The sequence below is a fragment of the Bartonella sp. CL266QHHD genome (genome assembly GCF_042195355.1).
Classification (GTDB): Bacteria; Pseudomonadota; Alphaproteobacteria; order Rhizobiales; family Rhizobiaceae; genus Bartonella.
This window is the reverse complement of record NZ_JBHIOD010000051.1, coordinates 1-11,733: the sequence shown is the minus strand read 5'-3', so window position 1 is coordinate 11,733 and position 11,733 is coordinate 1. Positions and strand designations below refer to the sequence as shown.

Genomic DNA, 11,733 nt, shown 5'->3' with positions numbered 1-11,733 from the left:
CTACTTATTGGATTTTTACGAACATCACATAAAGTTTTGATATTGTTTTCTATGAGACAACTAAGATAATTCTCAAGGGACCTACCTTCATAGCCAATGGTAAAAAAACAAAATTCCTCATCTTTAGCAGGCTGTATGATAATATGTTCGATGTTACACACGTTTAATTTCCTTATGTGAAAGGGTGGGGGTGCTCGTAGATATGCGGGGAACAAAACACCCCCATAAGGTTAAGCAGCTTTTGTTGAGAGTTGTTTTATCTCTCGTTCTATCTCTGCTAAAAAGGTTTCAACAGCTTGATTGATCTGTTCAATTTGTTGATCATCACGGAGAATACGCTTGACTTTCATGCGTAAGTGAAAGAATTCCCCCGTAAAACGTGGGTCATAGCTTACGAAATCACACCATTTTCGTTCTGTACAAGCCATTTGGAATTGCATTTGTGCGTGATATTCTGGTTTGATTTCGTCACCTATACAAAAGCGCATATGTGTTACTGATCTCGGGCATTTGACTTCGATTAAACCGTCTTCTCCAATGAGACCATCGGGGCTAGCCCCCGCCATTTCTATTGTGGGGTGTTGGATAAAGCCGCATTTTGTTATATCGGCATCATAAATGAAGCCATATTCTCTCAAGGCATCATCTTCATGCTCAATACCCCATCTCATATCTTCAGTTTCATAATAGGGGCTTATTTCTCTTGTTAAACGTTCTGTTATGAGTTTGATTTTGTAGTCTTCATATTTGCTCGTAGGCAATCCTTTTGTAGTTTTACTGAGTACGCTGTAAATGTTTGATGCGGTGACTTTACCCAAGCGCGCTTGAAACCATTCTGCTGTTCTTTGTTCCATATCACACCGCCGTTCTTTGTTCTTGTGATACATATTCTATATCTTGGACGTGAATATATTCGGCATCTTGTATAGGAACGTATGTTTTCTCTTGTGGTGGGAGAGATTGTAGAGCGCTTTCTCTTTGAATTCTTGGCTTGCTTTCTAATATTTTCAAAACGTCGTCTGCTGTTTCACAAGACATATCTGTTAGCTTTTCTACTTTTGCATAAGAGAGAAGCTTATTTTTATCCGATTCTGTTTGTTCGATTAATTCTTCGATTTGCTTTATCTGTTTAGAGGAAACTTTTTGATTATTTGTATCGTCTTCTTTGGCTTGCATTTGACCATCTGTATCGTCTTCTTTACTTGCTAAATTAAGAAGCATGCCTAATAGGTATCTTCGTGCGTAGGTAAGTGTGGAACCAAGTGATTGTATGCTATTTTTAGAGCCTGTACTGTCAATTGGAAATGTTCCTTCTGTTGATATTTCATTGCCTGAAGGATGAGACAGAGTTATTTCTATGGTAACGTTTTTTTCTGTTTGATTTTTAATACGATAAAACAAAGCAAATTTGTATGTTGCAAGTCCGTCTTTTACAGCATCAATGTACTGATCAAGTGTAGCGTATTTGCTGTTTGTATGTTTATTAATGGCGTTTTGTTCGATATTTTTATATGCCATTTGCACAGCCGAAAGATCACGGACAAAATTTTGGCGCTCTTGTCGTTTTATCTCTTGTTCTCTTAAATCAAGAAGACGCTCTAAGCGATCCATATCGACGTCACTGTCTAAGGCTTTATTTAAAATACGTTCCATGACAGTTTGTTCGACGGCTAAATGATGTGTTTCTTCAATTTCTATTAGGTTAGTGTTTTGTTCACTCATCTTGATTTCCTACATTGCGCGCAATTCACCCGTGGCGTGAATCACGCTGGTGTTAAAAGTTGGTTTGTGTTGCTAGAAAGGAATGTCGTCTTTTGTTGAAGAGTCGCCGTTCTGGGCGGTCATAGTTTGTTTACAATCTTCTGAATTATCATAAATTTTTACATTGCCATAAATTCTTGAATCGGCATAAATAATCACATTTCCATAAATTTGTGTGTGTCCAAAAATATGTCCATCATATATTTTGACGTTATTATAAATTTTTGCATTGCCAAAAATCTCGGCACAATCACCAATTTGTGCTTTATCATAAACCTTAGCACTATCGTAAATCTTGGCACAACAATACGCCTTGGCATCATTATAAATCCAGCAATCGTCTTTTTGACTTAAATTGTCTTCATACTCTACAAAGCCGCCAAGGTCGCCTGCTTTAACATCACCAAAATCTTTTAATGCACGTATGCGGTAAAGCGTAATGTATCCATCAAACTCAATTGTTTCATCAGTAAGTTCATATTTCTTTTCCATGATTACTATTTCTCACGTTCTTCGATTATGGTGGAGCCACTAATTTTACAATTTCCAGCAATGTTTACACGACAGCAAATATATGCTTGATTGTAAATTTTAGCATTTCCGTAAACGTGTACACTTTTCCCTATAACAGAATTCCCATAAATCCGCGCATAGTCAAAAACCTTGGCATTATCTCCAACATAAGCACCACCAACTTCGGCATAATCAGAAACTTGTGCATTGCCATAAACGCGTGCATTCCCATAAACCCGCGCATCATCATAAACTTTGGCATCACCGTAAACGTGTGCATTGCCAAAAATCCAACAGTCTCTCTTATGGCTTAAGTTGCTCTCTTTTTCTATAAAACCGCCGAGGTCACCTTTTTTGACATATCCAAAGTCTCTTAATGCTCTAATTCGGTGAAGAGTTCTTCCATCAAACACAGTTTTTTCATCAGTAAATTCGTATTTTTTCATCTGGTTTGTTACCTAGTTGAGATTCTTTTATCGCCATCAATCCAGTCGTCCCAACATACACATGCTTCACCGTAAATTTTTGCATGACCGTAAACATGCGCATCACCGGAAACTTCTGCATTGCCGTAAACACGCGCCCTATCATAAATGTATGCCTTTTCGTAAACTTGTGCATTGCCATAAACTTCTGCATTATCAAAAACGTGCGGTTCACCGCAAATATATGCATCACCGTAAACTTCTGCATCACCGTAAATGCATGGTTCATCGCAAACTTCTGCTTTGCCATAAATACGAGAATTGTTGTAAACATGTGCATAACCGTAAACTTGTGCATTTTCGTAAACCTTAGCATCACCAAAAACCTTGGCATAACCATAGACTTTTGCATCATCACCTACCCAGCAATTACCATGATGCGATAGGTTGTCTTCTTTTTGTATATAGCCACCTAAATCACCTTTCTCGACGTTTCCAAAGTCTCGTAATGCGCGAATGCGGTGGAGAGTTTTGCCCCCAACTTCGATTGTTTCATCAGTAAGTTCGTATTTTTTTTCCATGGTTTATTTCCCTTAATGCATGTTTTGTTTTTTAATCTCTTGAGACAACATACCAATTCCTTTTGCTGTGATTTTTGCGCAAGGAATGACTTTTTCTATTCCACTTGCGGTTTGAAGTGTAATGGTGGGACAATCCATTAGTCCTTTTTGGATTTTATCCTGATAAGGCAATAAGCGATCCCCGAAAGTGCGTCGATACACCCATCCTTTTTTCTGTAGGAAGAGAATGAATTGTTTTGGTTGCATTTCGAGCACTTTAGCGGCTTCAGTAAGACCGAAGAGCCCATCAGAGCGTTGTAAGCTTTCAAGAGCCATTGCTTTTGGTTTTAAATCTTCAATGATGATGTCTTTACGCTCATTTTCATTTTTTAGATGAGTTAATACACCTAACATTACTTGTGGACTTGAGTAATCGATTTGTGGTGTAAGAACTTGCTTTGCACGCCGCTCGCATTCAATAAAATATTGACGGGCTTGTTTACCTTTCTTATTGTTTTCAAGCATAGAAAGCTCTTTGGCTACGCTTAGAGTTAGATGATAGTCTTTACGATTGTGACCACCCCTTCCTTTGCTTCCCAAAATAGGGAAGCAAACAAAGTCTTGATTTTCTACCAAATTATATTTGTTGATACGTTCAGTAATCCAGTCCGCAAATTTTTTACCTACTTCTAAAAAACTATGCAAATCACGTGCGTTGACTGTTTGAACGCTTTCTTCGTTAATGGTGTTATTTGTAATAGTGATAGGATTATCCATTTTTATAATCTCTTTGAATTACCAATATTGATAAGAGAAGGTGGCGTCTTTTAAAAACGCCTTTAGCTTTTAAAGCACATCACAAGGACGCAAACGGTGTTGTTTTTCGTAAGAACCATACATTGCATCATCATATTCGCGCTGTTTTATATCATCTAAAAAAAAACCGTATGCTGTGCTGTGTAGAATAAAATCGTGAGGAATGTTTCCGTTGAAACACTGCTCTTCACATTCTTTAAGATAGAATTCGGCAATATCTTCAGAGATATCTTCGCAACGATTAGTCGTTGGTTCAATACGCAAAATTTGGACAGCATTATCGGCTTGGTCGATAAATTTGATCATGTCACTTTCTTCTAAGAAAGGACCAGATTTAGCGAGATTTTGCTCTTCATTTTCGCACATCACTAAGAGAATTTCATCAGAATTTATAAACACTGGTTTATTCACAAATGCCTCCATACTGCCTATTGGCAAAAGTTATTTTCTAAGATATGGAGTGAACATATTTTCGATTTTAGAATAAGTCAATATAATTTTTCTAAAACAGAAAAAATTTTTTTAGTAATAGACAAATAGTCTACACAAAAAAGTAATTTAATTTTCATTTCAATGTGGAGAAAATTCTGTATGAAGCAGTCTAAAAAAGCTCTAAAAATATTTTCGTCATTAACAAATGAGCAAAAACGGGTGGTTATTTTCCATCTTCTTCTTGCAAAGATCGCAGAAAAGAAATGACGGCTTTTCTATGCTCTGGCTTTGCCGAGGAATATAATTTTAAAAAATAATCATCACAATTATCGGGTATAAAATGAGGGGGGAGAGCTTTAAAAAATGAAGTTAATCTAACGAGTTCATCAGCAGATATGCTTCTACTTTCTTTATCATCATCGACAGAAAGCATTTTAGATACAACAGATGTATGAAGTCCCATATGTTTAGCTAATTCAGTTCGGGACCCATGACCCATTGTTTTAAGTTTTTCATTTGCCCAAATTTTTATTTCTTTTTGAATATCCATACTTATCAATATTCCTATTGTTTTAAAAAATATCAACATTTCTATTTTAGAAAAAATGTTGACATTTTTTCTATAATCGAATAAATGCCCGTTTGATAAATAGAGAAATTAAAATGAATATCAAAAATTCAGCAGGTACGATTATAAAATATTTAGGCGGTGCGAAACGTGTGTCATTGATTTCTCAATGCCATGTGTCTGCTGTTTATAAATGGACTTATCCTTTAAAAAAACTAGAGGGTAAAGGCGGAATTATACCAGCTAAGTATCAAATTATGCTTCTGAACTATGCACGTGACCATGGGATAGATTTGCGTCCAGAAGATTTTTTTTATCCCGAGCGCTTGCAGAGATTAATGCAAGAGCAACACCCCCCATTGTCGAAAATTAGCAAGAGCTGCGGTGTTGATCACACCGGAGAAACTTTACAGCATTAAGGAGATAAAGATGGCTGTAGAAAAGAAATACGAACTTACTGATGAAACAATTGAGTTTGATGGCAGAACACTTCACCGCATTCGTGCACTGAGAGACTTTGGTGATGTTAAAGCAGGTGATTTAGGAGGCTATATAGAGAAAGAAGACAACCTAAGTCATGAAGGTGATTGTTGGGTTGGGAATAGGGCATGGGTTTATGGTGATGCACGTGTTTTTGGCAATGCCAAGGTTCTTGGTTTTTCTCATGTTTATGACAATGCCCGTGTTTATGAGAATGCCAATGTTCTTTTAGCAGCTGCGATTTATGGCAACGCCAAGGTTTGTGGTAATGCGCATGTATTTGGCAATGCCAAGGTTTGTGATGAAGCTGCGGTTTTTGGTAATGCTTACGTTTACGATAATATCCATGTTTATGGCAACGCCAAGGTTTATGGCAACGCCAAGGTTTGTGGTTATGCCAAGGTTTGTGATGCTGCTAAGGTGTTCGGTCATGCCGTGGTTTATGGTAAGTCCAAGATTTATGGAAATGCATATGTTTGCGGCACTGAAGAATATGGTGGCGACAGAGTTTATATGTGTTCACATAATGCAAATGAAGCGCATAAGAATGATGATGGTAAGCCTCGTGTAGAGCTTATACCGCCGTTGGCACTGCTTGAAATTGGTAAAGTTTTAGAGTTTGGGGCAAAGAAGTACGGAGCAAACAATTGGCGTAATGGCATGCACTGGAGCAGGTTTCACGGTGCTGCTTTACGTCATTTATTAGCATGGTTTGGTGGAGAGCATAAGGATGCTGAGAGTGATTTATCACACTTGGCACATGCGGCTTGTTGCATTCTTTTTTTAATGGAATGCGAAGCACAACAGATTGGTCATGATGACCGCCCTCATAAAAATTAAAGGAGATAAAGATGAGTTCGAATGAAATTTTATGGATAGCAGTGGTTTCAGTTTTGCTCTTAAGCGGAGTGATGTTTCGTATTGCATTGCATTATCGCAACCAAGTTAAAGCACTTAAAGAGCAGGTTCAAGATATTAAGAAAGAAATGAGAGAGAATGAGTTTAGGTATTTAAAGGAAAGCAAGCAGACAATTGATCAATGTGATGCGGATCTTGAACAATGCGACAAGCTAATTGAAGAACTGAAGCAAGAGATTGAAGAACTTAAGCAAAAGATAGATGCGTACCGAGAAGACTTTAAACGGAAAAGTGAAAAGATACAGGCACTAAAAGCAGATGTTCAATCACGCGACGAGGAAGTTGAAAGACTAACACAAGAGCTTAAACAGCGTGATGAAGCAGTAAAAGCGCCGCCTCATAAGAATAAGAAGAGTAAGAAGAAGGGTAAGTGAGGAGTGGATAAGATGACAGTTAAAAAGAAGTATGAATCTACTGATGAAACAATCGAAGTTAATGGAGTTACGCTTCATCGTATACGTGCTTTAAGAAATTTTAGAGATGTGTACGCAGGTGACTTAGGTGGCTTTATTGAAAATGAAAGCAATTTAAGTCATGAGGGAGACTGTTGGGTTGGGGACGATGCAAAGGTTTATGGTAGTGCTAGGGTTTACGGTCGAGCCAAGGTTTTTGGTAATGCCAACGTTTATGATAACGCTCATGTTTATGGCAATGCCATTGTTTATTTTGATGCTAAAGTTTTTGATAATGCACATGTATACGGTACAGCAATAATTTGTGGAAATGCCCGTGTGTGTGGTGATGCATGGATTGATACAGGTTTTATTAGTGGTTGTGATTTAGTTAATAGTAGTAAAAAGAAATACGAACTTACAGACGATACAGTTGATCTCGGTCCTTTCAAGTTACACCGAATACGAGCATTGAGAAGCTTTGGCAAAGTAAAGAAAGGTGATTTAGGTGGCTGGGTAGAGAGTGAAGAGAACCTCAGTCACGAAGGTAATTGTTGGATTAGTGGTTTAGGGGCTGTTTTTGGTGGCGGCAGATTACGTGGTGATCACCTAGTTCCAAACTTTAATTACATTTCCAATACGACTTATAAATTGTCTATGTTAACACCACAACAATACATGGCATCTCTACCTTGGCACCGTAGAACATTGGAGAGACTCCGTTATTATTGGGAGTACAGAATATGGCTTTAGCTATTAGAATTATTCACGAAGGCGTTTTTTCTTTGAAAAATTTATTCCAAAAAATATTGTTCTGTTCATCTGTACACCGGAAAAAACCAAGACAAAACGTAGTCTCCAGCTTTTCTTCTGGATCATTACATGAAGTGTGTTCAACTACAATGATTATAGGTTTTCTTAAGCATGGTTCTATTGGTTTTATATCAAACCAAAGGGCCAATTTATCCTCATGTTCTATACTAAAAAGGTCAAAAAAACCCGTACGCTCAGGCTTTAGTTTTGGGTCTATTAAATCAATGTGCTTTGGGGTTTTTAAGGAGATTTTCGTTGCGTTTTTATATTTCTTAGAGTCTGAGATACCTTTGGTGGGATCTGGGTAGCATGCTTTTCTAAATTCAAACGGGTTGTCTTCAGGGATTTTTATGTGATTTATCTTGATTATTTGTTTTGTTGGATTGTGGATGATTAATTCTAGGCGAACGTTAAGTTCTTTAAGGGTATTTGGAGATGTTTGCGCAAGAATTTTACGCACACTATAACTTTGTAATTTTTGTCCTAAACGTTTTTCTTTTTGTTCTTTGTGGTATTTATAAAAAACAAAGCCTGCTGAAATTACACTGATGATAAAAGAAGTAAGCCAAGATATTATTGACATATTTCACACACCTTTCCCTCCCCGCTTTTTGAAAAAAACAATCATATAAAACACATTATGTATGGAGTGGCGTGGTGAATAACACGATTCTTTGTTTTGATCTAGGTACCAAAACGGGGTGGGCGATACGTGGTGCAAGTGGTGACATGTTCAGTGGTACCGTGAATTTTCAATCACGCCGTTTTGAAGGCGGTGGAATGCGTTACTTGCGTTTTAAACAATGGCTATCAGAAATAAAGCAGACAGCAGGTCAAATTGACGTGGTGTATTTTGAAGAGGTGAGGCGTCATAAAGGTACAGATGCAGCGCATGTTTACGGTGGTTTGTTAGCAACGTTAACGGCGTGGTGTGAACAGCATCAGATACCGTATGAGGGGATACCAGTAAGTACGATTAAGAAAGCGACGACAGGCAAGGGGAATGCGTCGAAAGAAGAGATGATTAAGGCGGTGCGTGCAAAAGGGCACAATCCGAAAGATGATAACGAAGCAGATGCTTTAGCAATTTTATATTTAGTTAAAGAAAGGGAATTGGGGTATGTCCATTAAATTACCATGGACGAGGCTTTTTGCAGACAAGTGGGCAATAGTTGTTGATTATTTGCCTGCTGTAGAGGGCAATATCTATATGCGATTACGGTTACGTATGTTGCATACTGGTGAACCTCTTTTTTATAATATTAAAGTTTTATCTAATTACACTGGTTATTCAGTGAAGAAGTTTGAAGCGGCACTGAATGTTTTGCTTGAAGAAGGATATTTCATTCGTTTAGCAGATGGTCGCTTGTGGAATTTAGATGTTGAGGAAGAACTCAATAACTCTAATGAGAATTTAGATAAAGCTTCGGAAAAGGCTTCAAAAGCAGCAAAAGCTAGATGGGATAAAAACAAAGATAAAAGTAATGATGATGCACGTGCAATGCATGAGCAATGCACAAGCAATGCATACGCAATGCACGAGCAATGCTTGGAAATGCACAATAACATTAACATTAACAATAACAAAAAAAATAAAAATATTATTTTATTAAAAAAAGAAATCGAATTTGAAAATTTAGAAACAAACGATTTTGTTGAAAAGGCAATCGAGTGTGATGTTGAAAGCCAATCAGAGCAAATCAAAACGATAGAAACCAAACAACCAATCATTCGCGAGCAAAATATCAATCTTTCAAACGAAGTTAACAACCGATGGCAAATTAACGAAGCGATGATTGCGAAATTGCCTTCACGAAAAGTTAAAAAGGTTGGAAAAAAACTTTCAGAAATCTTTGACACGATGATGCCTGCTTATTTTCCAGAGAAAGCAAACTTTTTTGAAGGAACAAAGAAAACAAGGGAAAAACAAGAAGTTGAAAGAATACTAGAAGATTTCAAACCCGATTTTCAATACGCAACTGAACAAGGATTAACGCATGGTGAAGCCTTATCAGAATTTGAAAAATTTGTACGCTTTTCAAAAACCAATCCATGTCGAAATGCAAATGAACGCGATTGGCAAAGCGCTTGGGATAATTGGATTACGCATCCAGAATATGGATTGGTAATTAAGAAACACAAAAAATTAGAAACGGAAAAACTATATGCAACCGCATGCTATAAATCATCATCAAACAATTTCGCAAATAAGCTTTCAGAAAGATTTAGCATACCCCCAACAGCGATCTACGCTTAAAGACACTTATGGATCAGAAATAGAGCTTTTTTCGGGAGCATCAGTCATGAAATTGTATTTAAAAGGATCCGAAAAAACAGCAAAGTAGTGAAATTTGCTGATGATTTTGAGAATAGAGATGCGTTTAAATTGACAGAAATGCACCGTACAGAGCGATTTAAAGATTTTGTGATAAAAACCACATTGAAATTAAAAACGCTTCTGTACGGTCCATTTTGAGGCAAATAAACCCATTGGTAAAGTTATGGATTTAGATAGGGGATATTAAACCAGATGTTTTTAAAAAAACGTAAACAGAAAGGGCAAAAAAAGTGGGTTGCAACGGCGGTGGGGCATGCACCATGGGGATTAGGGGTAGCAGAGTATTTTTATAACCTTTACGAATATGATGATGGCACAAGAGAATACGAAGAATTTGACGGTGGTCAGTATCATGAGATGCCTGAGAATGTTGATTACAGTACCAAGGCGCAAGTGAAAGCTTGGATATACGGTGGTGATTTGCCAAGAAGCGTATTGAGTTGCGAAGCGTTGATAGACGAGGTGAATAGGGAAATCAAAAAACGTACAGTGAAAGCAGTGAAAACTTATGATGATATAGACAGTGAACTAGAGAAAGCACTTGATATTCAATTAGGTAGGTATCAAAATGAAAAAAAGTGAAAAAAATAAAAAATACGTATTGACATTAAGGAAAGGTTCGTTTAGAAAGGTCGACAAGTGCTTAACAACACTTAGCGATAAGCGGATAAACCACGATAAGGTTTTTCCCATTCTTTAAAATACTGACTGTCTTTTATGTTGTGATTAGCATATAATGATTATGTCGGGTGTGGTCACACCATACAATACTCTTTATGAGAAAAGTGTGACGACGGACTTATCGCCGTGTTTGTTAGCACCCGACGCCCTTATGGGGTGTTAATAACAAACCTTTTTTACGATAAGGATTACTAGCATGAACGCTACAGTTAAAAATCAAAAAACATCTCCAAAATATCAACTCACCAATCAAACAATTCTTCGTGAGGGTAAAAAACTTTATCGCATTAAGGCGTTAAGAGATTTTGGTGATGTTAAAGCTGGTCAACTTGGTGGCTATATTGAATCTGAAGAAAATCTTTCCCATGATGGCAATTGCTGGGTTGGTGATCAGGCCATTGTTGTGAGCCCTGGTCGTGTTTACGAAAATGCGCAGGTTTATGGCAATGCAGGTGTTGGTGGTTTTGTATATGGTAATGCTCGCGTCTACGATTCAGCAAAGGTTTTTGCCAATGCCCATGTGTATGATAATGCCCATGTTTTCGATAGTGCAAAAATTGTAAGTAAAGTGCATGTTTATGAAAATGCCAATGCATGTGGCATGGCTATTGTTACTAAGAATATTTGTGGTGACACAATGAATAATGTTTATACAGAACGCCTTTCTCCTTATGGTGAAATTTGCTTTGTTATGTGTCGTCCTCATAGGAAAACAGCTTAAATAACGGCGCGGGCGCGGCGGGGGCGCCTCCTTATAACCATTTCATTTAAAAATTTGTTTGAATATTAGATTAGGGAGCTACCTATGACCACTAAAAATGTATCTAAAAAATATGAGCTTATAAATGAAAGTCACGTTAAAGGGATTACTTTATACCGCATTCGTGCTTTAAAAGACTTTGCTGATGTTAAAGCTGGTGATTTAGGCGGCTTTATTGAAAAGGAAGATAACCTTTCTCATGATGGCAATTGCTGGGTTTATGATAATGCTTGTGTTGTAAAATCTGGTCGTGTTTATGAAAATGCAAGGGTATAT

The 11,733-nt window shown here is 37.3% G+C and carries 17 protein-coding genes and 1 pseudogene; 9 read left to right on the top strand and 9 right to left on the bottom strand.

Features of this window, described 5'->3' with window-relative positions; genetic code table 11:
- Positions 1-230: 230 nt before the first annotated feature.
- The 8 genes from ACFIK7_RS06895 to ACFIK7_RS06860 form a co-directional block, all read right to left on the bottom strand.
- On the bottom strand, positions 231-854 hold the full coding sequence (locus tag ACFIK7_RS06895) for a lambda exonuclease family protein (RefSeq protein ID WP_375663144.1): 624 nt from the start codon (positions 852-854) through the stop codon (positions 231-233).
- Position 855: 1 nt separating this feature from the next.
- Positions 856-1,722, bottom strand: a complete 867-nt coding sequence (locus ACFIK7_RS06890) for an ERF family protein (protein WP_273791660.1) — start codon at positions 1,720-1,722, stop codon at positions 856-858.
- Positions 1,723-1,794: 72 nt separating this feature from the next.
- Complete coding sequence (locus tag ACFIK7_RS06885) at positions 1,795-2,253, bottom strand: hypothetical protein (RefSeq protein WP_375637977.1); 459 nt, start codon at positions 2,251-2,253, stop codon at positions 1,795-1,797.
- Positions 2,254-2,258: 5 nt separating this feature from the next.
- A complete protein-coding gene (locus ACFIK7_RS06880; RefSeq protein WP_375663143.1) occupies positions 2,259-2,720 on the bottom strand; it encodes a hypothetical protein in 462 nt (153 codons plus the stop codon).
- A gap of 8 nt (positions 2,721-2,728) precedes the next feature.
- Positions 2,729-3,280: a hypothetical protein gene (locus tag ACFIK7_RS06875; RefSeq protein WP_375663142.1), complete on the bottom strand. Its 552-nt coding sequence runs from the start codon at positions 3,278-3,280 to the stop codon at positions 2,729-2,731.
- A gap of 12 nt (positions 3,281-3,292) precedes the next feature.
- Positions 3,293-4,036, bottom strand: coding sequence for an antA/AntB antirepressor family protein (locus ACFIK7_RS06870; protein WP_375626999.1), 744 nt, complete (start codon positions 4,034-4,036; stop codon positions 3,293-3,295).
- 69 nt (positions 4,037-4,105) lie between these two features.
- On the bottom strand, positions 4,106-4,486 hold the full coding sequence (locus ACFIK7_RS06865; protein WP_375621921.1) for a hypothetical protein: 381 nt from the start codon (positions 4,484-4,486) through the stop codon (positions 4,106-4,108).
- 244 nt (positions 4,487-4,730) lie between these two features.
- On the bottom strand, positions 4,731-5,057 hold the full coding sequence (locus ACFIK7_RS06860) for a hypothetical protein (protein WP_273721234.1): 327 nt from the start codon (positions 5,055-5,057) through the stop codon (positions 4,731-4,733).
- 113 nt (positions 5,058-5,170) lie between these two features.
- Between ACFIK7_RS06860 and ACFIK7_RS06855 the strand changes: the two genes are divergently transcribed.
- The 4 genes from ACFIK7_RS06855 to ACFIK7_RS06840 all read left to right on the top strand — a co-directional run bounded on the left by ACFIK7_RS06855 (position 5,171) and on the right by ACFIK7_RS06840 (position 7,618).
- Entirely contained in the window at positions 5,171-5,494 is a 324-nt protein-coding gene (locus tag ACFIK7_RS06855; protein ID WP_375630470.1) for a hypothetical protein, read from the top strand.
- Between the two features lie 574 nt (positions 5,495-6,068).
- Entirely contained in the window at positions 6,069-6,395 is a 327-nt protein-coding gene (locus ACFIK7_RS06850) for a dATP/dGTP diphosphohydrolase domain-containing protein (RefSeq protein ID WP_375654754.1), read from the top strand.
- Positions 6,396-6,406: 11 nt separating this feature from the next.
- Positions 6,407-6,847 carry a coiled-coil domain-containing protein gene (locus ACFIK7_RS06845; RefSeq protein ID WP_375663141.1) on the top strand — a complete coding sequence of 147 codons (441 nt, stop codon included), beginning with the start codon at positions 6,407-6,409 and terminating at the stop codon, positions 6,845-6,847.
- Between the two features lie 12 nt (positions 6,848-6,859).
- Positions 6,860-7,618, top strand: a complete 759-nt coding sequence (locus ACFIK7_RS06840) for a hypothetical protein (RefSeq protein WP_375624395.1) — start codon at positions 6,860-6,862, stop codon at positions 7,616-7,618.
- Between the two features lie 13 nt (positions 7,619-7,631).
- Here ACFIK7_RS06840 and ACFIK7_RS06835 read toward each other — a convergent pair whose 3' ends face one another.
- Complete coding sequence (locus ACFIK7_RS06835; protein WP_375624397.1) at positions 7,632-8,261, bottom strand: hypothetical protein; 630 nt, start codon at positions 8,259-8,261, stop codon at positions 7,632-7,634.
- Positions 8,262-8,335: 74 nt separating this feature from the next.
- On the opposite strand from ACFIK7_RS06835, the gene ACFIK7_RS06830 reads away from it, so the two are divergent.
- From ACFIK7_RS06830 to ACFIK7_RS06810, 5 genes and pseudogenes are all read left to right on the top strand, one after another.
- Positions 8,336-8,809, top strand: coding sequence for a crossover junction endodeoxyribonuclease RuvC (locus ACFIK7_RS06830; protein WP_375612606.1), 474 nt, complete (start codon positions 8,336-8,338; stop codon positions 8,807-8,809).
- The gene (locus tag ACFIK7_RS06825; protein WP_404977342.1) at positions 8,799-9,935 is read left to right on the top strand and encodes a hypothetical protein; all 1,137 of its coding nucleotides are present in this window, start codon (positions 8,799-8,801) and stop codon (positions 9,933-9,935) included. Before ACFIK7_RS06830 ends, ACFIK7_RS06825 begins: the two co-directional genes overlap by 11 nt.
- Before the next feature lie 273 nt (positions 9,936-10,208).
- Positions 10,209-10,598: a hypothetical protein gene (locus ACFIK7_RS06820; RefSeq protein WP_375660307.1), complete on the top strand. Its 390-nt coding sequence runs from the start codon at positions 10,209-10,211 to the stop codon at positions 10,596-10,598.
- A gap of 295 nt (positions 10,599-10,893) precedes the next feature.
- Positions 10,894-11,418 (top strand): hypothetical protein, encoded by a 525-nt coding sequence (locus ACFIK7_RS06815; protein ID WP_375633493.1) that lies wholly within the window; start codon positions 10,894-10,896, stop codon positions 11,416-11,418.
- Positions 11,419-11,502: 84 nt separating this feature from the next.
- Positions 11,503-11,733: pseudogene (locus ACFIK7_RS06810) on the top strand (hypothetical protein); the annotation flags it as partial.